Genomic DNA, 25,621 nt, shown 5'->3' with positions numbered 1-25,621 from the left:
GCTTTGTTTTACTTAATGATTCTATCAGCATTTTCTGCGTTTGTCAAGGCGAAATTTTCAATTTCCTGGTTTAACGAAAAAGAATAAAGTAGGCAGGAAGCCACCGTTTTCCCCGTGCACTGCTCCAGTGCCTGCCGGTAAAGCGCCAGTTGGGCACGATAGCGATTCCAAAGTTCATTCGGATCTTTCGTTTGGTCGGTTTTATAATCCACAATTACCAGCCGGCCGTCTTCCTCAAATGCACAGTCCACCGCACCCTGCAGCACAACCGGAACGGAAGCCATTTCGCCCGAAAGTTCCGGCTTTACCGTGCCGGCCGGGATTTCAACCGTAAACCGGTATTCCCGCATCACGTGAGGGGAAGCAAGGATTCGCCGCGCCACGGAGCTTTGGAAAAACGCGCGGATTTTATCCAGCTCCACCGCGTCGCCCTGCTCCGCCGTCATAAATTTCTGTTCCACCAGCCGGTCCCGCTCCGCGGCTGGGTCCAAAGCGGCTTTGGAATAATCCGCAAACTGCATGAACAGATGCAGCGCCGTGCCGCGTTCCGCGGGGGTCAGCCCCTTCCTGCTTAAAAACGCAGGGCGTGAGGTCGCGGCGTACCGCGCGGAAAACTCCTGCGCCGCTAGGTCGGAAGCCGCCACCTTTGCCTGCACGCCGTGCAGCGCTTCATATGGATAGACAAAATCAATTTTCCGCTCCAATTCCGCTTTCAGCGCTTCGTTCGGAAGCGCCGGGGTTACGGTATGTTCCTCCTGCTCCCCGTCCTGCGCGTGCGGCGGATAAACAATATTAATCGTCCACGGTTCCTCCGCCGGCACCGAAACCCCAGGCAGAGCACCCGCTAACTCCCGCAGGCGCTCCCCACTCGGGTGGCGCAGGGCGCAAAGCAGCAGCCAGTCCGAAATGCTGGAGGCGCTGCGCACCACATAAGGCTGAATCCGCGGTTCCTCTGTTAAACGTGAGGCCAGCTTTCCGAGCGTTTTGGCGGCGTCCTTCACCGCTGTAATCAGAATCAGCTTTTCTTTTGCGCGCGTCATGGCAACATACAGGACGCGGAGCTCTTCGCTCATTTCCCCGCGGTCCAGCTCCAGGGAAACCGCTTCGCGCGGCATGGTATTATAGCGTGCCAGCGTAGTCATATCCCTCAGCTTGACCCCAAGTCCAAGCTCCGGGTGCAGCAGCACATCCGCCCGCTCGCTGTTAAACCGGCGGGAACAGCCCGCCAGGATGCAAACCGGGAATTCCAGCCCCTTGGAGCGGTGAATGCTCATGATGCGCACCACGTTCGCCGCCTCGCTGATGGTGGAGGCCGCGGCTAAGTCGGCATCGTTCTTCTGCAGCCGGTCGATAAAGCGGATGAATCCGGACAGGCCGCCGTTTCCGCCCGCCTCATACTTTTTCGCATATTCCAAAAGGAGGCGGAGGTTTGCAAGCCGCAGCTCACCGTTCTGCATGGCCTGCACCAGATTCAGGAACCCGCTTTTTTCGTAAACCAGCTGAATCAGCCGGTCGGATGGAGCGGTGGCGGCAAGGGTGCGGTACTGCTCCAACTGCTTCAGCACCTCCGCCGCGCGGGGATGCCCCTTCTTGGCCGCGGAAGTCAGAGCAAGGTACAGGGAACCTGCGCGGTTCGAGATGCGGATTTCTGCCATATCATCCGGCGTAAACCCGTAAAGCGGGCTCATCAGCACGGACAAAAGCGGAATATCCTGCATGGGGTTATCTACAACACGCAGCAGGGAAATGGCCGTCTGCACCTCATAGGCGGCAAAAAAGCCGCCCGCTGTATCCGCCCATGCAGGAATGCCCAGCGCGGTGAGCTCCCGTACATAATCGTGCGCGTACTGGTTGGCGCTTCGCAGCAGGATGCAGACATCCCGGTACACCATTGGGCGCTGGGTTCCGTTTTCCGTCACAGTGGTTCCTTTTGCTATCATCTCATAGAGAAGTTCCGCAATCCGGCGGCTCTCCGCCGAAACCGCCGTTTCTTCCGTATCGGCGGAGGAAAGGTCGATGATATTAAGTTGCGTTGCCGGCTCGTCACACGGCGGATACGTTGCGCCGGCCACCAGTTCTTCGGCTTTGGTATAATCCAGCTCGCCGGTCTGGCGGCTCATTAGCTGACGGAACACAAAATTCACCGCATCGGTCACCCCGGAACAGCTGCGGAAGTTGCGGTCCAGCACCACGCAGGCAGGATATTCGTTGCGCGCCCGGTCGTAATCAGGGTACTGTTCCCGACGGCGCAGAAAAATCTGCGGCATAGCCTGGCGAAACCGGTAAATGCTCTGCTTTACATCGCCGACCAAAAACAAATTGGACTCGTTGCGCGAAACGGCGCGGAAAATCATATCCTGCGCTTCGTTCGTATCTTGGTATTCGTCCACCATAATCTCGTCAAATTGTGCGGAAAGCTCTTGCGCTTCCGGCGTTCGGACAAACCCATTCTCCGTGTCCGTAACCAGCAGCTTCAGCGCCCAGTGCTCCAGATCGCCAAAATCCGCCGCGCGCCGCTCCGCCTTGAGCTCATCCAGCGTTTCGCCGAACCGGGTGGTCACCTCAAACAGCTTACTGACCAGCGGAGCGAGACGGGCGATGTCCTCCCCGCACTGTGTTTCGTCGGCGGTGAACAGCTCTGCAAGCTTTTTGACGGTTGTCTGCACTTCCTTCCGAGAAGCAGAAATCTTATTTTTCAGCGGATCCGCATCATACCCGCGCAGAGGCTTCAGTCGCTGAAACGCAAAGCTGTTTGCCTGGAACGAAATTTGATTCCAATCCTTTAAACCGATGGCTTCCCGCAGGCTGCTAAGCCCCGCAAGATCGGAGGAAAAACCATCGGAATAGGCTTTTGCAATCGCTTCATCCTCCTGCATCAGCCGCAGGGCGTTTTCCGTCAGGGAAATACAGTAATCGACGGCGTCAGCAGCAAAGCCGAGAATCGTCTGCCCCCAAACCGTTTGGGAAGCAGGCAGGCTGGAGGAATACATTGCTGCTTTTTCAGCGAGCCAGCGCTTTGGGAACGGATGGGAACGCACAAAATCATACAGCCGGTCAATCGTCTGGATAAGGCGGTCATCGTTTCGGCCGGAGGAAAACGCCTCCACCAGCTCGCGAAACACCGGATCCTCCCGCGCGTAAAATTCCTCCAATACGGCATCGGCTGCGTCGCTGCGCAGCAGGTTCATTTCGCTGTCCTCCAGAATACGAAATTCCGGGGAAATGCCCAGCTTGTAAAAATTTTCGCGTACAATTTCACTGCAAAAGCTGTGAATGGTGCTGATGTGCGCGCGGGTCAGAAGAATCTGCTGCCGCTGCAGCCGCACGTTGAAGGGGTCTGCTTCCAGCAGGCGGGAAATTTGAACCGAGATGCGTGCCGCCATTTCGGCTGCCGCCGCTTTGGTGAAGGTTACCACCAGAAGGCGGTCCGCGTCCACCGGATGGTTCGGGTCAGTAATGCGCTCAATGACACGCTGCACCAAAACCGCCGTTTTACCGGAGCCGGCGGCGGCGGACACCAACAGCGTACCGTCCCGCGCGGAAATGGCATCCTGCTGACTGTCAGTCCACTTCCGGTCACTCATTTTGCTCACCTCCGTTCGGTTTCATCAGCTCTTGAACCGCCGCGTCTCGGTCCCATTTTTCCATTTCCCGCGTTGGGTCCTCCTGCTCATGCCCACAGACCGCGGAATAAGGACACCACGCACAGGCGTCGTAATCCCCGGAAAGCGGGACGGCGGCCACAGAGCCCTGATGAAGTTCGCGCACCATGGCAGTTACCAGTCCCTTAATATGGCTCATCACGCCGAATAGCTCCTGTTCGGACACGACATGGTCGCGCTTTGCGGGCGCACCGTCCTTGAGTGCCACCGGAAGATACTTCCCCTGCCCGTCCTTTTCCATGGCAGTAATCACTTCTGCATCATTCAGAACCAAACCGTCCATACGCAGCTTTTTTTCCGCCTCCCGTTCCAGCTTTTCCGGCGAATCGCCTCGGGAAGCGGAAACCGATGGGCGGTTTGCAGGCATGTAAAGCACCCCGGCAGGCGTGATTTCGCCGTATCGTTCCCCGCCGTTTTCACACAGTGCAGCCAGATAAATGAGCATCTGCATATTCATGCCGTAAATCACGTCGGACAGGCGGAACTCCTTCTGCCCGGTTTTGTAGTCCACCACACGCAGATACCGGACGCCGTCGCGCGTCATCAAATCAACACGGTCGATTTTTCCGTTGATTTCCACACTACCGCCATCCGGCAACGGGATGCGCAGAGGTGGAATGCCCTCCGGCCCGATGACAAGTTCGAAATCTTCGGGGGTAAACTCGCTCTGGGCAAGCTCCTGCGCGATATGCAGCGCCACAACCCGTGCGGTATCCGTCAGGCGGTGGAACAAGTACAGAAAGCGCGGCGATTTATTGGCGGCACCGCCCAGCTTGGATTCCACATAAATGGTAAGCAGACGGTGAATTTCCTGTGTCAGCTCCTCCTGCGTCATGGCAAGCAGCGCTTCGCTGCCGAAGTCACGGAAAAGGTGTTCCAGCAGATAGTGCATCAAGCTGCCGTATTCCAACGCGTCCATTTCCGCGGCGCGGCGTTCTTTCGCATTCAGACCGTAACGGCAGAAATACTGGAAGCGGCACAAAAAGAACTTTTCAATCTGTGTGGCGGAAACGCGCATGTTGGAACCGAACAGTTCCCGCGCACGGGCAGGCTCCGTGAAGACAGCAGGACGTTTCTGTGCCGCACGGCCAATCGCCTGCAAACGGTGTTCTTCCCCGCGCTCGGAAAACAGGCTTTTCAGCGTGGCGGAAAATTCTGTATTGTGGTTCCACTGCTGTGCCATTTGTTCAAATGCGGGTTCTTTTGCATTGGCAAAGTAACCCTGCGGCAGAGTCAGTTCCGTGTGTACATGCACTTTTTTCAGCACCGCACCAATTTCCGTAGGAATGGAGGAAGGCGCGGCGGCCTCCCCTTTTGCGCCGGAAACCGGGTAGGACACAAACAGCATCTGAGAAGCAGCACTCATCGCGGAGTACGCAAGAAAGCGTTCCTGCACGGCAACGCCGTCCATCGTATCGTTCAACGGCAGGCCAAGCTCAATGAGCGCGCGCCGCTCGCTGTCGCTGAACACCTGTCCGCCGCCGGGGGCCAGGGGGAATTCACCCTGCACCGTCCCGATTAGAAATACGACTTTTGGTTCATTCACGCGAATCCGATCCGCCGTACCCACCGTGACCTCGTCCAGCCCCTGCGGAATGCTTGCCATGTTGTTCGCAAGAATCACCAGCCGCAGAAGCTCCGCGTATCGGGAACGGGAAATTTTACTGCCGCGCAGCACCAATGCCGTCTGGTCAAGAATTTCCATCAGCAGGTCCCACAGGCGCAGCTGGCGGTCGGCAAGCTCCGGCTCCCCACAATTGGAAAGCCGCTGCGCCAGTGCCTTTAAATGCTCCGGAACCCTGGTTTCCTCCAACAGTGAATAGACGGCAGAAGCCATCCCCTCGCCGTCCGCGTCATTCAGGCGGGAGGCAAACCGCACCAGCGGCGTAACAACTGCTGCGCGGCTTTCGTTCAGCTCCTGCAGGCTGCGCTTGTCCGATTCCGTCATGACCTCCGCAAAACCCTTCGGGTGCTCCGTCCACTCCTCTTTCCATTTCTTCCCGGAAATATTCCAGATAAAAACGTAGTTTTCCAGACGGGCAATTGCTTCGGTATCCAGTCCTGCTAGGCCGGTTTTCAAATAGGAAAACACGGCATCCGAAGAAAACCCAGTTTGAAGAATGCGAAACGCGGCCTGGACAAGACGCATAAGAGGCTCCGCGTCTATGGGACGCGGATTGTCCATAAAGTAAGGAACCTGCCAGCGTTCCAGAGCTGTATCCAGCACACCCTGGTAGCGGTCGGTCGAACGCGCAATCACGGCGAAATCCCGATACCGATACTGCCGCTCCATAACAAGATTCCGAATGGTAGCTGCGACAAATGCAGCTTCATCGTAAACGTTTTTCGCTTCGTAAATCATAACGTCTTCCGCACTGCAGTCTGTGTGCGGCCGACCAAACCGGTAAACACCTGCTTCCAGAGCGGCAAGCGCGGGGTTCTGGAACCGTTTTCCTCCCTCCAACACCTGCGGCACGGCGACCCGGACCTGGTTTTCTTTGGCCAGACGGATTAAATTCTTTGCAGTGCGGCGCACCAGGGAAAACAGTCCCATACCGTGCTCCGGATCGTCCAACTGGTCAGCACAGAGCGCGGCGTATAAATTCTCCGATTGGATTAAAATCTGCCGGATGATATTGTACTCCTGCACCGTAAAGCTTTGGAATCCGTCCAGTGCGACGGTATAGCCGCGGAAAAAGTCATGCTCCCGCAGGGCCTTTTCCAATCGGGTCAGATCGTCGAGCGGATCAATATAGCTTTGTGCCACCAGCGCGTCATAAGCAGAAAGAATCAGCGCAAGCTCTTCCGTTTTCTGGCGCAGCGTTCCCGGTGGAACGGCGTGTACCGTCTGTTCCAGTTCCTGCGGGGTGACACCGCACATTTTCAGTTCGGATGAAATGGATAGCATCAGGCCGATCAATTCGGTGCTTTCGGCGCTTTTTCGGAAAAAACTGAGCCGGTCCTTCACCTGTTCCAGCGCAAGGCTCATAAAGATACTGCGCCCGCCGTCGTCCAGCCGGCGGCCCGCTGCCCCGCCGTACTGGCGAAAAACCGCGTCCGCCAAGCGGGAAAAACTTGTTACCTGCACGCGCTGCACGTCCCGTGCACCCAGAAGATGCAGCATGGCTCGTTCGTTTTCAAACGAAGCCTGCTCCGGCACAATCAGCATCAGCTTTTGATCGGTGTTCCGCGCCATGTCTTTTAACAAGGTGCGAACCGTTTCTGTCTTGCCGCTGCCGGAACGGCCTAAAATTAAACGCAGCATCCAATGCCTCCTCGAATCTGTTTGCGTTTTTCCTCTCCTCTACGGAGAGAACACACGCCGAAATCTCAGCTTAAATTGGATTTTCTGTAGATTCGATTATAACATAGATGCTGCGCGGAAAAAAGTACGTATCCCTGCGTGAAGCCCGAAAAAGGCAGCATACACGCCGTTTATAAAAATTTATTATGGCTGCGTTTCTGAACAGAATTTTTCCGTTTTTCTGCTCAGCGATTTTCCAGAATCGCCTTTACTTTCTCGTACATTTCGACGGAGAGAAATTTCACCTCAAAATCGCCTTTTCCTTCCACAATCTTCAGCTGATTCTCATTCAGAACATCCTGAAGCTCTTTTGGCTCTTCCGCCGCTGGGAGGCACATGGGCGGAAAAATAACGCACCACCAGTTATGCCCTTCGGCTTTCCCAATGGACACCCGCAGCGCATCGTAATTCCCGGCAGGAAGGGTAACCGTACGGTACGCACGGGTGGTAAAGTACATATTGGTCAGCTCCACGTTGACCGGGTAGTCATATCCCTGCTTGCGAATTTCATCTTGAGCGGCGGCACGGAGTTTTGGAATCCCCGCTTTTACGGCGGCCTCTGCTTCCTCTTTGCTCTTCAGGTGATCAAACATGCCGGCGCTTTCCGCCAAAATGCGATCGCGGACTTTCAGCTTCAGCGCCTGATCCTCCTGTGAATCGGAATTGGCCAGCACATGCAGGCGAAGTACACGGGTCGAAATATCTTCACATCCGGCAGTAAAACCGGTAAATGAAATCAAAACGGTTAGCACAAGCGCCAGGCAGATGGATTTTTCCAACAGCTTCATAAGTAAGACTCCTTTTGTTTATGTGGTGTTGCTTTCCAAGCAAAAGGAGTATTGGATGAAAAAAAGGATCCTATTCCAATATTTTCCAATTTAATAAATATTTCATTTTTCGCAAGAACCAATTTTGCTTCGTGTTTCACCTTGCCTTGATTGATGGAAAGAGGTTCGATAGCGTTATCTTTTTTTCTTTTGAAAACAGACTTATTGAATTCTAAAATAATACGGTATATAATCGGACATGCATTACCATAATTTATACTTTAAGTAACCACTAATGAAAAAAACGAAAGCTGCTTGGAGCAGTCCTTTCGCGACACTGAATTTCTGTCGGGCGACGGAATCAGATTACTTAAATCGTAGATAAGTTTATAAAGAAGGTACGTTCATGCAGAATCTTTTCGAATCTTTTTCCATCCAGTTTGTTCTTCAGATTCACTATCTGGCGGAAATGGCAGCGGCACTGGTTCTTTATATTATCTGCCTTTTCCTTTTCTTTCGCAGAAAGACCCCTGCCCAAAAATTTTGGCTGGGTGTGTTATTTGTTTACCTTGGGGTCATTTGGGGAATCACCGTTTCCCTCCCTCTTCCAAACGCTTGGCATATCAACGCAAAAAATACAACGTTCGTGCTGAAAAACATCCAGTGGATTCCATTCCGTTCTGCGGGAAATATTTTACATAACTCTTTTGCCACAGGAAACTTTAAGGAATTTTTCCGGGTAATCGGCGGGAACTTTATTATGCTGATGCCGCTGGGCGTTCTGGTTCCGCTGTGCAACTCGAATTTCCGCATCGGGCGGATGGTTCTGGTCGCCATTCTTGTGCCGGTGGGAATCGAGGGGCTGCAGCTGGTCGGCAATATTTTATCGGGAAGCGCGATTCGTACCGTGGAAATGGAAGATGTTGTGCTGAACGCGGCCGGATGTATTCTGGCGTATCTGGTCTTTGCGGGTCTGAGAAACCTGTTCCGCCCCAAAAAGAAGAAAAAACGTTACGCTTCGGCGCGAAGATAAGGCCTCAAAGCTGCTAAGCCGGAGTAAAAGTAAGCAAAAGTAAAAACAAACCCCTGTTCCGCGCCCCGGCAAAACGGGAACGATGGAACAGGGGCTTTTTTAACCCTGTGGTGAAACCCAGTCGAATTACATACTCTGCACTTCACAGGGAACCGAAACCGGTTCGCAGAGGAATACCGAGCGGTACTCCTGCTCCAACTGCTTTTTACAGGCGGACGCGGCGGATTTCTCTGTAAAAATACCGAATACAGCGGAACCGCTTCCGGTCATACAGGCGCCGAGCGCGCCGCGGGAACGCATAACCGCTTCAATCTGCTCTACTTCCTGCAAAGCGACCACCTGCTCAAAATTGTTTCCAAGAGCGGCGGCCACACCCGCAAGATTTTGCTGTTCAAGGGCGGCAATCATCCCATCCGTACGGCTGCCTGCAACGCGGAACAAATCGGCTTTTGCGTAGGCTTCCCCGGTATTGACCCCCACAGGCGGCTTGCAAATCACTAGAAAGCAGTGCGGCATACCTGGCAGCGGGGTCAGTTCTTCCCCAATTCCCTCGGCCAGCGCTGTTCCTCCAAGCAGGCAGAATGGAACATCCGCACCCACCCGCAGGCCGATTCCCCGCAGGGTTTCTTCCGAATAGCCGGTACGATACAAAAGGTTCAGTCCGTGCAGCACGGCGGCAGCGTCCGCACTGCCCCCGCCAAGCCCTGCCTGAGAGGGAATGTTTTTTTCAATCTGAATCTCCACATCGGGCGTCCCGCCGCTTTGTGCAAAGAAAAGCTCTGCCGCCCGGTAGGCGGTATTGCTCCGGTCACACGGCACACCCGGGGTGGAACAGGTTACCCGGATTCCCGGTTTCCCCGTGGTCAGTTCCAACCGGTCGCAAAGGGAAACGGACTGCATTACCATGCGCAGAAGGTGATAGCCGTCCGCCCGTTTTCCAGCCAGGTCAAGCGTTAAATTAATTTTTGCATAAGCAAGTATCTGCATGGATCGCGCTCCCAATTTCCGGATTTCGGTTTAAGATAACGAATTGATGAAATGTTCGATGCGGGAGAGCGCTTCGGTAATATGTTTAATGGAATAAGAATACGAAACACGGATGTAACCTTCCCCACATGCACCGAACGCATTGCCCGGAACCACTGCGACATGCTCTGCGTAAAGCAGCTTTTCGCAGAATTCCTCTGAACTCAAACCGGTGCTTTTAATGCAGGGGAACACGTAAAATGCACCCTCCGGTTCAAAACAGGTCAGCCCCATGGAATTAAAGCCGCTGACAATCAGGCGGCGGCGCATGTCATACTGCTCGCGCATTTCGTCAATGTCGCTGTCGCCGTTCTTCATTGCTTCCGTCGCGGCGTACTGCGCCATGGTGGGGGCGCTCATAATCCCGTACTGATGCAGCTTGGTCATCTGCGCAATAATTTCTTTCGGTCCCGCGGCATAGCCAAGGCGCCACCCTGTCATAGCAAACGCTTTGGAGAAACCGTTTACCACAATCGTGCGCTCTTTCATTCCGTCGATTGCCGCGAAGGAAACATGGCGGGTGTCGCCATAAGTCAACTCGCTGTAAATTTCATCGGACAGCACCATTAAGTTGAACTCTTCCACCACTTTGGCGATTTCTTTTAAATGCTCGCGGCGCATCACCGCGCCGGTCGGGTTGTTTGGAAAAGGAAGAATCAGCAGTTTGGTCTTCGGGGTAATCTTTTCCCGCAGCGCCTGCGGGTTCAGCCGAAACTGATCCTCCTGTTTGGTTTCAATAATCACCGGCACGCCGTGCGCCATTTCGGTTAAAGGTTCATAGCAGACAAAGCTGGGCTGGGGAATCAGCACCTCTTCGCCGGGCTTGACCAGGCTGCGGATACAAAGGTCGATGGCCTCGCTGCCGCCCACCGTAACCAGCAGCTCTGTTTTCGGGTCATATTCGGTGTGGTAGCGGCGCTTTAGCCACCGAGAAATTTCCTCCCGCAGTTCCATAAAGCCGCGGTTCGGCGAATACCAAGTTTTGCCGTCCTCTAGAGTACGGATTCCCTCCTGACGGACATGCCACGGAGTGGTAAAATCCGGTTCGCCGATGGACAGCGAAATAACGTGATCCATTTCATTGGCAATATCGAAAAAGCGGCGGATACCGGACGGTTTGATTTTCTGCACCTCTTCATTGAGGATGCTTTGATAATCAATCACAGAGCACACTCCTTCTCTCGTCCCGTTCCTCCTCTTGATTGAGGATGACTCCGCCGTCCTTGTAGCGGGTTAGAATAAAGTGTGTTGCGGTGGATAAAACAGAATCAAGCGTGGAAAGGCGGCGCATAACGAACATGGCGATTTCCTGCATACTGCGGCCGTGCACCTTTACCGCAAGGTCGTACCCGCCGGACATTAGGTAGACGCTTTCCACCTCTTCAAACTGCATAATGCGGTTGGCAATTTCGTCAAAACCGCGGTCACGCTTCGGAGAAACGCGCAGTTCAATCAGGGCGCTTGCCTTATTTTCGTCCACTTTTTCCCAGTTGATCAGCGCTTTATATCCACGGATGACACCCGCTTTCTCGTAGGCGTCGATTTCCGCTTCCACCTCTTTTTCTGTTTTGTTCAGCATTGCCGCTAACTGCGCGGTGGAAAGGCGGGCGTTTTCGTCCAGAAGAGTCAATAACCGATCCATATCAATACAGTCCTCCTAATATGTTTCTCATAATCTATTCTTAAAAGGATGCGCTTCCCTTTCAGGAAGCGCTTGTTATTCAATGGGAAGAAAAACAGGTTCATGGCGCACATAAACGGTAAAGTGGCTGTACCCGATTTTTCGGAGCAGCGCCAGCCCCTGTTCAATTCCACCGCCAACATCCGCCCAGCGGTGTGCATCCGAACCGAGGGTAATCAGCTTACCACCCAGTTCCCGGTAACGGCGGATAATCGCTTCATCCGGCATGGTCGTTCCCAATTTCTGCCGAAATCCGGAGGTATTGACCTCCAGAGCCTTGCGCTTCTGAATCAGAAGCTTTAAGACGGAATCGATTTTCTCCCGATAAAGCTCGTTCCGGATGGTCATACCGTGTTCGCCAACAATGTAGCGCCAAGGGTAGGTCAAGTGAGCAAGGGAATCGAAACGCCCCCATAAAATGGTTTCGGTGATTTCATCAAAGTAACGGTTGAGTACATCGTCAAGCCCGATGGTAGAATAATCCAGTTCGTAAAAGTCTTTCAGGTTTTTGACATTGTGCACCGAAGCCAAGACAAAATCAAAATCGCACGAATCCAGAGCATCTTCCGCCGCAGACAGATCCTGCATAGGCTGTCCGATTTCAATTCCGGCATAAACATGCAGCCTGTCGCGAAACACGGCAGCAGCCTTGCGCGCTTCAAAAAAGGACTGGCGGATGCTGCGGTCGTACGCTTCTGCGTAATAAACGTTGCATTCACAGTGATCTGTTATCGTAAGAGCGTACAGCCCAAGCCGTGCCGCATTTTCACACATCATCATTGTGGGGTCATTGCCATCGCGGGAGCAGTCGGAATGCACATGGCTGTCTGAGATATATCGGTATTTCATAACGCTTGTAACCACCCTTTCACTGCCGGTCGGAATGTTCGCCCAGTCCCGCGGTCCGCCGAACTTCCGCTCCTTTGTACGCGGGAAAGAACCAAACTTCCCGTTTGAAAATCGCGTTTTTCAAAGCTTTCCTTCTGCTTCAATAGTTCTTAGTAACTTCCTTTATCATAGTTTAATCAGCTGTTTCTTTAAATTAGTATCATATATATAGTATCATAAATCAAAATACAATGAAACGTTATTAATAAATATTTCACTGAAAAAAAAACACAAACTTTTTAAACACATTGCCCACGGACAGGATTTATGCGGTTTTTCGGCAGTTTTTCGGCAGTATTGACAAGATTTCGATTCTCGTTCATAATGAAAATTATATTTAAATATTCATTCTGGAGGTAATTTTTATGCGCGCGGTTATTACTGTAATTGGCAAGGACATGGTAGGTATTTTGGCCAGAGTTTCCACGATTTGTGCGGAAAACGGAGTCAACGTAGTAGAAGTAACCCAATCAATTCTGCAGGAGCTTTTCGCCATGATTATGTTGGTAGATATTTCCAAATCCACCGTTCCGTTCAGTGAGCTTTCTGACAAGCTGACCGCCATAGGAAATGATATGAATTTGACCGTGCATGTCATGCACGAGGATATTTTCAATTCCATGCACCGCATTTGAACATACTCCATTTGTTCCGTAAAAGACGAGAACCATGGGAACAGCCGTGAATGACGGAGCAAAGTGCCGCGTGCGGTTTTCGAAATCCCCTTCACGGTTTCGAAACCTCGCCGTATTTCTTCCCAGAAAGGTTGATAATTAATATGGTAAATTCACATGATATACTGGAAACCATCAATATGATTGACAACGAGAATCTGGACGTGCGCACCATTACGATGGGAATTTCGCTGCTGGACTGCGTTGATCCAGACATTGAAAAAGCGTGCGATAAAGTTTACGATAAAATTTGCAGGTACGCGCAAAATTTGGTCAGAACCGGTGAAGATATAAGCAAGGAGTACGGCATTCCGATTATCCACAAAAGGATTGCTGTAACACCGATTGCCATGATTGCGGCGGCCTGCCCCGGGAAAAACCCTGTCCGGTTGGCCAAAGCACTGGACCGCGCGGCCAAGACGGTCGGCGTAAACTTCATCGGCGGGTATTCCGCACTGGTTCACAAGGGATTCGCACCGGGCGACTACGCGCTGATTGCAAGCATCCCCGAAGCGTTGAGCGAAACGGAACTGGTTTGTTCCTCCGTTAACATTGGCTCGACAAAAACGGGCATCAACATGGACGCAGTGGCAAAAATGGGTTCCGTTGTAAAGGAAACCGCCCTGCGCACCGCCGACCGCGACTGCATTGGTGCGGCCAAACTGGTGGTGTTTTGCAACGCGCCGGAGGACAACCCGTTCATGGCGGGCGCGTTCCACGGCGCAGGCGAACCCGACTGTGTCATCAACGTGGGCGTTTCCGGCCCCGGTGTGGTGCGTGCGGCGCTGGCGAAAGCAGGCGACTGTGACCTGACCGGTGTGGCGGACATTGTAAAAAAGACAGCATTTAAAATTACCCGCATGGGCCAGTTGGTCGCACGGGAAGCCTCCCGCAGGCTGTGCGTACCGTTCGGCATTGTGGACCTTTCCCTCGCCCCCACGCCGGCAGTCGGCGACTCGGTCGCGCACATTCTGGAAGAAATGGGGCTGGAATCCTGCGGCGCCCACGGCACAACCGCAGCCCTTGCCCTGCTGAACGACGCGGTTAAGAAGGGCGGCGTCATGGCTTCTTCCCACGTTGGCGGTCTTTCCGGCGCGTTTATTCCGGTTACCGAAGATGCTGGCATGATAGCGGCGGCCCAGTGCGGCGCACTGAGCATTACGAAACTGGAAGCCATGACGGCGGTCTGCTCCGTTGGTCTGGATATGATCGTCATTCCGGGCGACACGCCGGATGAGGTGATTTCCGCGATTATCGCGGACGAAGCGGCAATCGGCATGGTCAATTCTAAAACCACGGCGGTCCGCCTAATTCCCGCCATCGGCAAAAAGGCAGGCGACGAACTGAACTTCGGCGGTTTGCTGGGCAGCGGCCCCGTAATGGAAGTCAACTCGTATTCGCCGCTGAAATTCATTCAGCGCGGAGGAAGAATCCCTGCCCCCATGCAAAGTTTAAAAAATTAGAGAAAGCTGTTAATTGTATTCCTTTTCAGCCGATAAATAAATGAAAATATAGTTTTTGGTCAAAGTGTAATATACCATATATAGTATATTTAAAACTTTTTATGACACAAGTGAAAAATTGGCAACCTTCCTAAAAACAAATTTGTTTTTTTGATTTCGTTGCACAGTTTTTCACTTGTAAATTAAAATTTGCGGTCTTATAATATGGTATCATATGGTATCGCCATTAAGGCAAAACAACAAAAAGTAAATAAGGAGGTGCGGTGATCAATGCAGGATTTATTAAAGCAAATCGTTGATATGGACAAAAAAGCCAGAGAAATTACGAATGCCGCCCAAATAGAAAAAATAAATTCCGAAAAAGAAGTCGTTGGGAAACGAGAGCAGATTCGTAACGAATATCTGGAACGAGCCAGAAAGCGGATTGCCCTAAATGAACCGCAGGAGCGTGCCGCCGCGGAGGAAAATTGGGAAATCAAGAAAAAGAAAAACGCAGAACTTGCTCAGAAAATGGATCAGCTTTATCAAGAAAAGGGGGACACTTGGGTTAAGGCAATCGTTTCTAGAGTGATAGGAGAGTGATTGTGATGCTTGCCACCCTGGCATCCAATGCAATATTGTCAAAAGCGCGCGCCATGTATGGCAGACGCCTGACAGAACAGGACTACAAAGAACTGCTCAACTGTCAAAACGTCAGTGAAGTTGCCTTTTACCTGAAAAATCAAACCCACTACAAACAGGTGCTGGCCGGCATCAACGAAAATGCCGTACACCGCGGCCAGTTGGAAGCAAAGCTAAAGCAGAAACAGTTTGAAGATTACGATTCCCTATGCCGCTACGAAATAACGGTGGGAGAACGGTTTGCGAAATATCTTTTGGTGCACAGTGAAATCGAACAGATTCTGCACGTTCTTATCCTGTTAGATGCCGGCAAGCCGGAAGAATACCTTTTCGAGCTGCCGATGTACCTCAGCCGCCACGCCAGCATGGATATGGATAGGCTTAGCAAAATTCGAAGTTATGACGACCTGTTGCTAGTGCTGGACCGGACCCCGTACCGGGAAATTTTGGAACCGTTTAAACCGGTTAAGGACGTACCAATCAACTTTACCGGAATTGAAAACGCGCTTTATGGTTATCTGTATCGAAATCTTTACGAAGTAATCGATCACTACACAAAAGGGGAAGCGCGAAAAGAACTGCACGAAATATTTGATACCTACCTTGATTTAGACAATTATTCGCGCATTGTTCGCATGAAAGTATCCTATCAGTGCGGTGCAGACTTCATTCAAAGTTCTCTTCTCCCCTTCGGGTCGCTGGACCCGGCTACCATTAAGCAAATGGTGGATGCTGAAACCGAACAGCAGATTTCAGAGATTATGCACAGGACGAAAATCGGCAGACGAGCACTGGATATTCCGTACTCCTATGTCGATGAAATTCCAAAACGGATGCTTTACAAAATCTGTCGTCACAACATTTACTTTTCCACACATCCCGCTGTTGTAATGATGTCCTATCTGTTTTTGGTACAATGCGAACGCACCGATATTATCACAATCGTGGAAGGCGTGCGCTACAAGTTACCACCTGATGAAATCCTGAAGTTGCTGATTATACCGAATTATAGAAGAAAGGAGTAATTGATGGTTGGCTGTTTTAAAAATTGATGTCATCAGTATTATTGGACGAATGGCCGATTTGGACGAGGTTACCGCGCTTTGCGGCAAGTCCGGCGTATTTCATCCCGACAATGCGCTCTCCTTTTACTCCGACACTTCGGATTTCTCTCCTCTAAATGAAGAAAATCCCTATGCAGAACCGCTGCAGCAACTAAACGGTATTCTTTCCGATCCATCCGAAGCGCCAGGACTGATTCCCTATTCCAAAGAAGATCAGCCCACGATGAGCCCAGAAGAAATGAGGAATTTCGCGCGGTACATTTCTGGCGAATATGCCGATTTGCAGCGCCAACTGGCTAAGACAGAGGAAAACATTAAAGCTTACTCCGAACAAATCGATGAAATTTCCCATTTTGTCGGTTTGGATGTAAACCTGGACGAAGTGCATGCCTGCGAATACATAAAGGTTCGCTTTGGCTCTCTTCCCAAGGAAAGCTTTGAAAAACTGAACGCTTACACGCAGAATCCCTATGTAGTCTTCTTCCCCAGTTCCAATGACGACTCCTACTACTGGGGTGTTTATTTTGCCCCAATCAGTGAAGTCAGCGAAGTGGACCGAATTTTTTCCAGCCTGTACTTTGAACGCACTAGGCTGGCGGAAATGACCGGCACTCCGGAATCTGCTTTGGAAGATTACCGCAGAAAACTTGCCGACGAAAAGGCTCTTCACAAAAGCATAGAGGCAAAAATTGAGGATCTGCTCAAAACCAACCAAAAGACCTTTCAGACGGTTTACTGGTGGATGACCGAGCAATCCGTATACTTTGGAATTCGCCGTTACGCTGCCCGGTATAACGGGAACTTTATTTTGACCGGCTGGATTCCGAAAGAGAAGGAACAAGAATTCACCAAAGCGCTTGACCAGGTGGAATCCATTGAATATTCGGTGGAGGGCGCAGAGGAACAGTTGGAGCACTCCCCACCAATCAAGCTCAAAAACAGAAAATTGTTCAGTCCGTTCGAGTTTTACGTTGATATGTACGGCCTGCCCGCATACGACGAAGTCGATCCGACCCCGTTCGTATCCCTGACTTACATGATTCTATTCGGAATTATGTTTGCCGACTTAGGGCAAGGGCTGGCCGTTTCCCTAATCGGTTGGCTGATGTGGCAGAAGAAAAAAATGCCGCTTGGCAGGATTCTGGTACCGTGCGGGATTTCCGCCGCGGTATTCGGTACTCTGTTTGGTTCGGTGTTCGGTTTTGAACACGCACTGGATCCGCTTTACATCAACCTGCTAGGCATGAAGTCAAAACCCATTGAGGTCATGGAACCGACCACCACGACAGGAATTATCTATTCCGCCGTTGGAATCGGAATTTTCCTTGTGATGTGTGCAATGCTGATCAACATCTACTCTTCTCTGAAAAGAAAGCATTACGCAGACGGGCTGTTTGGGCCCAGCGGCATCGCCGGATTCATTTTTTACACATCCTTGATTTTCGGGTTCGGCGGACAGGCACTTTTCAATTGGAAAATTGTCACCCCTGCATATGTAATCTGCCTGATTATTGTTCCGATTCTTGCCATGTTTTTCCGCGAGGTTCTCGGCAAACTGGTAGAACGAAGCCCGGACTGGAAACCCAAGAGCTGGGGGGACTTCATCATGCAGAACTTTTTTGAAGTCTTTGAATTCCTGCTGAGTTACGCAACCAACACCATGAGCTTTCTCCGTGTGGGCGCGTTCGTTTTGGTTCACGCCGGCATGATGATGGTGGTGTTTACGCTTGCGGAAATGAGCAGCGGTATCGGATACGTCCTTGTTCTGATTATAGGCAACGCATTTGTGACCGCACTGGAAGGACTGCTGGTTGGTATTCAGGTACTGAGGCTGGAGTTTTATGAAATGTTCAGCCGCTTCTTTGAAGGCAGCGGCCGTCCGTTTAAACCCATTGTTGTTCACGCGGAGCAGTAATCGCTGCCGCGAATTAATACTTTCTATTTCATTTTTTAATTTTTGGAGGCTAATGTTATGAATTTCGTATTATTTTGCATTCCCGCTGCATTTCTTGCTGTTTCCGTATTTTTTGCCATTCGTGCCGTGAAAAAGGGGACAAAGAAACAAAGTGCTGTTGTCACTCAGCTTTTGGCGTTTGTGGCAGTATGTGTAATTATGTTCGCGTCCCCTGTCATTGCTAACGCGACTTCGACCGGCGGCACCAACACGGCTGCTGCCACCACACAGTCCCAGCAGGCACAGGGCACCGACTGGAATAAGGGCATGGGCCTGATCGCGGCTGCTCTGGTTACCGGTCTTGCAGGTTTTGGCGGCGGTATTGCGGTTGCAGCAGCTGCTCCGGCAGCAATCGGTGCCACCAGTGAGGATCCGAAAGCATTCGGTAAAGCTTTGATTTTCGTTGCTTTGGGCGAAGGTATTGCACTGTACGGCCTGCTGATCTCTATTCTGATTCTGAATAAAGTCTGACCGCTGAAAGCTGAGGTGCATAAAATGCGCTTTTATTTAATCAGCGATAATGTGGATACCCAAGTTGGCATGAGGCTGGCAGGCATTGACGGGGTTGTGGTTCACGAAGCCGCCGAGGTGCAAAAAGCGCTGAAAGAGGCAATGGCTCGCGAGGATGTTGCTGTGGTATTAATCACGGAAACCCTCCGGGAGCTTTGCCCGGACCTGATTGACCAGCTGAAACTCAACCAGAAGCGCCCGCTGATTGTTGAAATCCCGGACCGGCACGGCAACGGCCGTACGAAGGATTCCATCACCCGCTATGTCCGCGAGGCCATCGGGGTTAAAATTTAGGCCGCTTGTTATGGCGGAACGGGGGTTACACTATGGCGAACAATGAAGAAAAAATAAATAAGTTTAATCTTGCCATCAATCATTACGCCGAAGAGCAGCGAAAGAAAATTGAGCAGGAAATCGCCGAATTCAAACAAAAGGAACTGGAAGACGCCGAAGTGGAGGCTCTGACGGAAGCCTACCGTTTGATTCACAAAGAAATGTCCGAAATGCGCAACGGAATCGCCAAAGAAATGGCCCGCCGCGAAATGGACGGCCGCAGGGAACTGCTGGAACAGAGAAAAAGAATTACTGCAGGGGTGTTTGAAAAAGCGAAGCAGCAGCTGATTCAGTTTACAGAAAAAGAAGAGTACGCTGCGCTGCTTCAAAAATTCACCGCAAAGCTGCCCGCAAAGCTCCATCGGCCCGGCACAGTGATTGAAATAAGACAAGAAGATGAAAAGTACGAAGAAATGATAAAAAGCACTTTCGGCAGTGACTGTACAATAAAAGTCGAACCCGGAATTAAAATTGGCGGCATTCGTGCCTATAATTCGGAAATCGGCATTTTGGCCGATGAAACGCTGGACTCCATGCTGGAGGATCAGCGCGAATGGTTTGAGGAAAATTCCGGCATGACTGTGGTCTGAGCCGCTGTCCACTTTTTATCGGAGATGATTAAATGGAAAATCAGAATGTGATATATGGCATTAACGGACCGGTTGTGACCATACAGAACGCGCGCGACTTCTCCATGATGGAAATGGTGTACGTCGGCAAGGAGCGTCTGGTCGGTGAAGTCATCGGCATGACCGATAAACTTACAACGATTCAGGTCTATGAGGAAACAACCGGCCTGAAACCGGGCGAACCGGTTTACGGCACGGGCAGCCCCATGAACGTCACGCTTGGCCCCGGCATCATCGATAATATCTTTGATGGTATCGAACGTCCTCTGAAGGAAATTGCCAAGGAATCCGGCTCGTTCATTTCACGCGGAAGCAGTGTTTCTCCGCTGGACGAGTCCAGGGAATGGGATGTTACCATTACGGTAAAAGTCGGTGATACGCTAAAGGGCGGCGATATTTACGCGGAATGCCCGGAAACGACGATTATCAAGCATAAATGCATGGTTCCGCCAAAGATTTCCGGTGTTGTCACCAAAATTGCAGAAAACGGCAAATACCATGTAAACGATACCATTGTAGAGCTGAAAGACGAAAAGGGCAAAATTCATCCGCTATCGCTGTGCCAGCGCTGGCCGATTCGTACGCCCCGTCCGGTCAGCGAACGTTTGCAGACGACCATTCCGCTGATTACCGGTCAGCGTATTATCGATACCCTCTTCCCCATTGCCAAAGGCGGTACAGCCGCCATTCCAGGCGGATTCGGTACCGGTAAAACTATGACGCAGCATCAGTTGGCAAAGTGGTGCGACGCAGATATTATTGTCTACGTTGGCTGCGGTGAACGCGGCAACGAAATGAGCCAGGTTCTGGACGAATTTGCCGAGCTGATCGACCCGAAATCCGGCCGGCCGATGACCGACCGCACTGTACTAATTGCCAATACGAGCAATATGCCTGTTGCCGCGCGTGAAGCTTCTATTTACACCGGTATTACGCTGGCGGAATATTACCGCGACATGGGTTACCACGTGGCCATCATGGCAGACTCCACTTCCCGCTGGGCGGAAGCGCTTCGCGAAATTTCCGGCCGTTTGGAAGAAATGCCCGCAGAAGAAGGCTTCCCGGCATATCTGCCGAGCCGCCTTTCCGAATTCTATGAACGCGCAGGTATGGTAAACAACCTGAACGGCAGCAATGGTTCCATCACCATCATCGGTGCCGTTTCCCCTGCCGGTTCCGACTTTTCCGAACCGGTTACCCAGAACACAAAGCGCTTTACCCGCTGCTTCTGGGCACTGGACAAGGCTCTGGCTTATGCCAGACATTACCCGGCCATTAACTGGACACAAAGCTACAGCGAATATTTTCTGGACCTTGACCCGTGGTTCACCAAGGAGCTTGGGGAAGATTTTATCAAATACCGCAAATCAATCAATCGTTTGCTGCAGGAAGAAAGCAAGCTGATGGAAATTGTAAAGCTGATTGGCTCCGATGTTCTGCCGGATGACCAAAAGCTGGTCATCGAAATCGCGCGTCTGATCCGTGTCGGTTTCCTCCAGCAGAATGCGTTCCATGCGGAGGATACCTTCGTTCCGCTTGAAAAGCAGAAGCTGATGATGAAGGTTATTCTTCACATGTACCGCAAGTCCAAACAGCTGATTGCTGCCAACGTACCGATTTCAAGCATTATGAATACCGGTCTGTTTGACAAGCTGGTAAAGATGAAATACGATATTCCGAACAACAAGCTGGAACTGTTTAACGATTATATTGCAGAGATCGATTCGGCCCTTGCGGGGATCATGTCTGCCTGAGTCCGTTTTCGGACAGAATACTGATTTTCCTTGAGATGTTCTTCGTTAAAGACCGTTTCAAGGAAGATCCGTGTAAATCAAATTAGTGAAGAAGGTGGTTACACCATGATTCTTGATTATATCGGCGTTAAAGAAATCAACGGTTCCCTAATCGTGCTGGACGATGTGGAACACGCCTCGTTTGAAGAGGTGGTCGACATTCGCATGGACGATGGAACCGTACGCCAGGGCAGAATTGTGGCAATGGATGGAAACCGCGTCGTGGTACAGGTGTTTCAGGGCACGCGCGGAATCTCTCTAAATAATACCCGCACAAGACTGATGGGTCATCCCATGGAAATGCCGCTGTCCCCCGAAATTCTTGGACGCGTGTTTAACGGCGCCGGAAAGCCGATTGACGGACTGGGCGACATTTTCCCGACAAAACGCGCCAACATTAACGGCACGCCAATCAACCCGGTTTCCAGAGTTTACCCGAGGGACTACATCAATACTGGTATTTCAACCATTGATACGTTGATGACCCTGATTCGCGGTCAGAAGCTGCCGATTTTCTCCGGTTCCGGTATGAAACACAACGAGCTCGCCGTTCAGATTGCCAGACAGGCAAAGATTCGCGATGCAAACGGCGACAACTTCGCTATTGTATTCGCCGCCATGGGCGTAAAGAACGACGTTGCGGAATACTTCCGCCGTTCGTTTGAGGAATCCGGCGTCCTGCAGCGCGTTGTAATGTTCCTGAACCTTTCCAATGACCCAATTATTGAACGAATTCTGACCCCGCGCTGCGCGCTGACCGTTGCAGAGTACCTTGCGTTTGAGCTTGACATGCATATTCTTGTCATCATGACGGATATGACCTCCTACGCGGAAGCACTTCGTGAATTCAGCTCTTCCAAGGGTGAAATTCCAGGAAGAAAAGGTTATCCGGGTTATTTATACTCTGACCTTGCTTCTTTGTACGAACGCGCGGGCATGGTAAAGGGAAAGAAAGGCTCTGTTACGCAGATTCCGATTCTGACCATGCCAAACGACGATGTTACACACCCGGTTCCAGACTTGACCGGTTATATCACAGAAGGCCAAATTGTGCTGGACCGCGCACTTGACAGCGCCGGAGTTTATCCGCCGGTTTCTGTGCTTCCTTCCCTGTCGCGTCTGATGAAAGACGGCATTGGCGAAGGCTTTACCCGTGCAGACCACGCCGCTGTTTCCAACCAACTGTTTGCTTCTTACGCAAAGGTAATGGATGCCCGTTCGCTTGCCTCTGTTATCGGTGAAGAGGAACTCTCCCCAACGGATAAGAAATATATTGAGTTCGGCAAACGGTTTGAGGCGCGGTTTGTCAACCAAGGCGCAAACGAGAACCGCTCCATTGACCAGAGCCTTGACCTTGGCTGGCAGCTGCTTGCCACCCTCCCCCGCGAGGAACTGGATCGTGTGGACAGCGAAACACTGGATCGGTATTATGAAAAGGCCAAACAGCAGCTGGAAAGCGGCGAAAAGTCCCAAAATAGCATAGACGCGGAACCGAACGAAAGCACCGAAAGTGATGAGCCGGTTTGATTCCGCTCCGTACCGGAGGAGGTGACCCGCCTTGGGTAATCAGATTGTACCAACCAAAGGCAATCTGCTAGCAACTAAAAAATCGCTTGCCCTGTCCCGCACAGGCTTTGAGCTGTTGGACCGCAAGCGCAATATCTTAATCCGGGAAATGATGGCACTGATCGGCCGGGCTGCAACCATACAGAACCAGATCGACGATACGTATGAGGAAGCTTATGCTGCGCTTCAAAAAGCCAATATCACGCTGGGAATCAGCGCGGAGCTTTCCCTTACGGTTCCGCTGGACAACAACCTGAACGTGGCCTACCGCAGCGTTATGGGCGTGGAAATTCCCATGGTGTCCCTGAAGGAATCCAAAATTCCGATTCCCTTTGGATTGAGGTCAACCAACATTGAGTTGGATAATGCATATAATAAATTTAACGATGTAAAACGCCTGACGGCGGAACTTGCCGAAGTAGAAAACAGTGTTTATCGTCTGGCCGACGCCATTAAAAAGACACAAAAACGCGCCAATGCTTTGCGCAACATCATGATTCCCCGCTTTGAGCAGACCGTGAAAATCATTACGGATGCTCTAGAAGAAAAGGATCGTGAAGAGTTCTCCCGTTTAAAGGTAATTAAACAACAGAAAAGCAATCAAAACAATTCTTAAGAACAAAACCCCGGCGCGTGTACCGGGGTTTTATTTTGTGAAATAATAAAAGAGAGCCGGTTCCGTTTTTTATGCGGAAACCGGCTCTTTTAGAATCAAAGACAGTCAAGAAGCATCTGGCGTATTAGAAATTTTATAGCAAAGTGTCATCAGGCTGTCGCTCAGATGCACATTTTCCACCAGTGCGTCCGGATATTTCATAATAATGTCGTAGTGACTGAAATTCCAGAAATTGCGCACACCGATATTATACAGACGTTCCACCAGTACGGCGGAAGCTTCTCTGGGAACGCACAGTACCGCCATCGAGGGCATATCGGCCTGACAAAACTCTTCCAAACTGGCAATATCCTGCACGGTAAGGCCGTTCACCGTTTTGCCGATTTTCTGCGGCGCGCTGTCGAAAATACCGATTAGATTGAAGCCATCATCTTCAAAAGACATATGCGAAGCGATCGCCTGCCCCAGGTTGCCGGCACCGAGCAGAATCGTTTTGTACCCGTTTGACAAGCCCAGGATATGGGCGATTTCTTCACAGAGCTGGTCCACCATATAACCGTAGCCCTGCTGGCCAAACCCGCCGAAACAGTTTAAATCTTGACGGATTTGCGATGCGGTAAGACCCAGTTTTGCCGAAAGCTCGGTGGATGAAATTCGAACCACGCCTTTGCTTCTCAGGTGTTTTAAAAAACGATAATACCGGGGCAGCCGCCGGATGACAGACATTGAAATATTCTCGCGTTTTGGCACAACGCATTACCTCCGTTTATCCTGCTTAAATTACAGTTTCAAAGCAAGCCTTTTCCCAATTTCCCGAAGAAACGTCTCCGTATCAACCGACTGCTTGTTGGGCAGTGTGGAAAGACTGGCAAGATCGCCGGTCATGACGCCGTCTTCAATGGTCTGCAGGGACGCTTCTTCCAGCATTTGTGCAAAACGCATCAATTCCGGCAGGGCATCAAGCTCTGCGCGCTTTTTCAGTGCGCCGGTCCATGCAAACAAAGTCGCCATCGAATTGGTAGACGTCTTTTCCCCTTTCAGGTGCTTGTAATAGTGGCGCTGCACGGTACCATGCGCCGCTTCATATTCGTACACCCCGTCGGGGGAAACCAGAACGCTGGTCATCATGGCCAGACTTCCGAACGCCGTCGCGACCATATCACTCATAACATCGCCGTCATAGTTTTTGCAGGCCCAAATGAAGCCGCCTTCCGAACGGACAACACGGGCCACAGCGTCGTCAATCAGAGTATAGAAGTAGGTAATTCCTGCTTTTTCAAAGGCCTCTTTGTAATCTTTGTCAAAAATCTCTTGAAAGATATCCTTAAAACGATGGTCGTATTTTTTGGATATCGTATCCTTGGTGGAGAACCAGACATCCTGTTTTGTGTCCAAAGCATAATTAAAGCACGATTTGGCAAAACTTTCAATACTTTTGTCGAGATTGTGCTGCCCCTGAATAATACCGGGAGTCTTAAAATCATGGATCAATGCGCGTTCTTCCGTTCCGTCGGGCCGGGTTACAAGAAGCTCCGCCTTAGAACCGGCCGGAACTGAGAGCTCCACATTGCGGTAAACATCACCATAAGCATGGCGGGCAATGGTAATCGGCTTCTTCCAGTTCGAAATATACGGGGAAATTCCCTTAACCAGAATCGGAGCGCGGAACACCGTACCGTCCAGAATTGCGCGGATGGTTCCATTCGGAGATTTCCACATCTCTTTCAGATTGTATTCCTTAACGCGCGCGGCGTTCGGGGTAATAGTGGCGCATTTGACCGCCACGCCGTATTTTTTCGTGGCATTCGCGGAATCCAAGGTCACCTGATCATTGGTTGCATCGCGGTTTTCCAAACCGAGGTCATAGTATTCCGTTTTCAGGTCGACATAAGGTGTAATCAGAATGTCTTTTATCATCTTCCAGATGACGCGGGTCATTTCATCCCCGTCCATCTCGACCAAGGGTGTTTTCATCTGAATTTTATCCATATTTTAATGACCATCCTTTCCCTGCGAACCGGAAGTCCCGCTGCACCC

At 51.2% G+C, this 25,621-nt stretch carries 21 protein-coding genes; 12 read left to right on the top strand and 9 right to left on the bottom strand.

Annotated features, from left to right (window positions below; genetic code table 11):
• Positions 1 to 8: 8 nt before the first annotated feature.
• From addA to spoIIR, 3 genes are all read right to left on the bottom strand, one after another.
• Entirely contained in the window at positions 9 to 3,584 is a 3,576-nt protein-coding gene (gene addA / locus ACSVDI_RS07505; RefSeq protein ID WP_457941845.1) for a helicase-exonuclease AddAB subunit AddA, read from the bottom strand.
• Entirely contained in the window at positions 3,577 to 6,927 is a 3,351-nt protein-coding gene (locus tag ACSVDI_RS07500; RefSeq protein ID WP_457941843.1) for a PD-(D/E)XK nuclease family protein, read from the bottom strand. The genes addA and ACSVDI_RS07500 overlap by 8 nt, the downstream gene beginning before the upstream one ends.
• A 224-nt stretch (positions 6,928 to 7,151) precedes the next feature.
• A complete protein-coding gene (spoIIR, locus tag ACSVDI_RS07495; protein ID WP_457941841.1) occupies positions 7,152 to 7,754 on the bottom strand; it encodes a stage II sporulation protein R in 603 nt (200 codons plus the stop codon).
• 385 nt (positions 7,755 to 8,139) lie between these two features.
• Here spoIIR and ACSVDI_RS07490 point away from each other — a divergent pair, with 385 nt between their 5' ends.
• A complete protein-coding gene (locus tag ACSVDI_RS07490; RefSeq protein ID WP_457941839.1) occupies positions 8,140 to 8,766 on the top strand; it encodes a VanZ family protein in 627 nt (208 codons plus the stop codon).
• Positions 8,767 to 8,892: 126 nt separating this feature from the next.
• Here ACSVDI_RS07490 and ispE read toward each other — a convergent pair whose 3' ends face one another.
• From ispE to ACSVDI_RS07470, 4 genes are all read right to left on the bottom strand, one after another.
• Positions 8,893 to 9,753: a 4-(cytidine 5'-diphospho)-2-C-methyl-D-erythritol kinase gene (ispE, locus tag ACSVDI_RS07485; RefSeq protein WP_457941837.1), complete on the bottom strand. Its 861-nt coding sequence runs from the start codon at positions 9,751 to 9,753 to the stop codon at positions 8,893 to 8,895.
• Between the two features lie 30 nt (positions 9,754 to 9,783).
• On the bottom strand, positions 9,784 to 10,953 hold the full coding sequence (locus ACSVDI_RS07480) for an aminotransferase class I/II-fold pyridoxal phosphate-dependent enzyme (protein ID WP_457945619.1): 1,170 nt from the start codon (positions 10,951 to 10,953) through the stop codon (positions 9,784 to 9,786).
• Positions 10,949 to 11,434 carry an Lrp/AsnC family transcriptional regulator gene (locus ACSVDI_RS07475; protein ID WP_457941836.1) on the bottom strand — a complete coding sequence of 162 codons (486 nt, stop codon included), beginning with the start codon at positions 11,432 to 11,434 and terminating at the stop codon, positions 10,949 to 10,951. The genes ACSVDI_RS07480 and ACSVDI_RS07475 overlap by 5 nt, the downstream gene beginning before the upstream one ends.
• A 75-nt stretch (positions 11,435 to 11,509) precedes the next feature.
• Positions 11,510 to 12,322, bottom strand: coding sequence for a histidinol-phosphatase HisJ family protein (locus ACSVDI_RS07470; protein ID WP_457941834.1), 813 nt, complete (start codon positions 12,320 to 12,322; stop codon positions 11,510 to 11,512).
• A gap of 404 nt (positions 12,323 to 12,726) precedes the next feature.
• Between ACSVDI_RS07470 and ACSVDI_RS07465 the strand changes: the two genes are divergently transcribed.
• The 11 genes from ACSVDI_RS07465 to ACSVDI_RS07415 all read left to right on the top strand — a co-directional run bounded on the left by ACSVDI_RS07465 (position 12,727) and on the right by ACSVDI_RS07415 (position 23,584).
• Positions 12,727 to 12,996 (top strand): ACT domain-containing protein, encoded by a 270-nt coding sequence (locus tag ACSVDI_RS07465; protein ID WP_457941832.1) that lies wholly within the window; start codon positions 12,727 to 12,729, stop codon positions 12,994 to 12,996.
• 143 nt (positions 12,997 to 13,139) lie between these two features.
• On the top strand, positions 13,140 to 14,498 hold the full coding sequence (locus tag ACSVDI_RS07460) for a DUF711 family protein (RefSeq protein WP_457941830.1): 1,359 nt from the start codon (positions 13,140 to 13,142) through the stop codon (positions 14,496 to 14,498).
• Between the two features lie 270 nt (positions 14,499 to 14,768).
• The gene (locus ACSVDI_RS07455; RefSeq protein ID WP_457941829.1) at positions 14,769 to 15,080 is read left to right on the top strand and encodes a hypothetical protein; all 312 of its coding nucleotides are present in this window, start codon (positions 14,769 to 14,771) and stop codon (positions 15,078 to 15,080) included.
• A 5-nt stretch (positions 15,081 to 15,085) separates the two neighbouring features.
• Positions 15,086 to 16,144 carry a V0D/AC39 family V-type ATPase subunit gene (locus ACSVDI_RS07450; RefSeq protein ID WP_457945618.1) on the top strand — a complete coding sequence of 353 codons (1,059 nt, stop codon included), beginning with the start codon at positions 15,086 to 15,088 and terminating at the stop codon, positions 16,142 to 16,144.
• A gap of 7 nt (positions 16,145 to 16,151) precedes the next feature.
• On the top strand, positions 16,152 to 18,098 hold the full coding sequence (locus ACSVDI_RS07445) for a V-type ATP synthase subunit I (protein WP_457941828.1): 1,947 nt from the start codon (positions 16,152 to 16,154) through the stop codon (positions 18,096 to 18,098).
• Positions 18,099 to 18,155: 57 nt separating this feature from the next.
• Complete coding sequence (locus ACSVDI_RS07440) at positions 18,156 to 18,608, top strand: ATP synthase subunit C (protein WP_457941826.1); 453 nt, start codon at positions 18,156 to 18,158, stop codon at positions 18,606 to 18,608.
• A gap of 24 nt (positions 18,609 to 18,632) precedes the next feature.
• Positions 18,633 to 18,941, top strand: a complete 309-nt coding sequence (locus ACSVDI_RS07435; RefSeq protein WP_457941824.1) for a V-type ATP synthase subunit F — start codon at positions 18,633 to 18,635, stop codon at positions 18,939 to 18,941.
• A 32-nt stretch (positions 18,942 to 18,973) separates the two neighbouring features.
• Positions 18,974 to 19,570 (top strand): V-type ATP synthase subunit E, encoded by a 597-nt coding sequence (locus tag ACSVDI_RS07430; protein ID WP_457941823.1) that lies wholly within the window; start codon positions 18,974 to 18,976, stop codon positions 19,568 to 19,570.
• Positions 19,571 to 19,602: 32 nt separating this feature from the next.
• The gene (locus ACSVDI_RS07425) at positions 19,603 to 21,363 is read left to right on the top strand and encodes a V-type ATP synthase subunit A (RefSeq protein ID WP_457941822.1); all 1,761 of its coding nucleotides are present in this window, start codon (positions 19,603 to 19,605) and stop codon (positions 21,361 to 21,363) included.
• Positions 21,364 to 21,468: 105 nt separating this feature from the next.
• Positions 21,469 to 22,929 (top strand): V-type ATP synthase subunit B, encoded by a 1,461-nt coding sequence (locus ACSVDI_RS07420; protein ID WP_457941821.1) that lies wholly within the window; start codon positions 21,469 to 21,471, stop codon positions 22,927 to 22,929.
• A gap of 31 nt (positions 22,930 to 22,960) precedes the next feature.
• Positions 22,961 to 23,584: a V-type ATP synthase subunit D gene (locus ACSVDI_RS07415; RefSeq protein WP_457941820.1), complete on the top strand. Its 624-nt coding sequence runs from the start codon at positions 22,961 to 22,963 to the stop codon at positions 23,582 to 23,584.
• Positions 23,585 to 23,689: 105 nt separating this feature from the next.
• Here ACSVDI_RS07415 and ACSVDI_RS07410 read toward each other — a convergent pair whose 3' ends face one another.
• Both ACSVDI_RS07410 and ACSVDI_RS07405 read right to left on the bottom strand, forming a co-directional pair.
• Complete coding sequence (locus ACSVDI_RS07410; protein WP_457941819.1) at positions 23,690 to 24,334, bottom strand: redox-sensing transcriptional repressor Rex; 645 nt, start codon at positions 24,332 to 24,334, stop codon at positions 23,690 to 23,692.
• A 30-nt stretch (positions 24,335 to 24,364) separates the two neighbouring features.
• Positions 24,365 to 25,573, bottom strand: coding sequence for an NADP-dependent isocitrate dehydrogenase (locus ACSVDI_RS07405; protein WP_457941817.1), 1,209 nt, complete (start codon positions 25,571 to 25,573; stop codon positions 24,365 to 24,367).
• Positions 25,574 to 25,621: the final 48 nt, after the last annotated feature.

This window comes from Caproiciproducens sp. LBM24188 (genome assembly GCF_054130445.1).
This window is presented reverse-complemented; position numbering and strand designations above follow the sequence as displayed.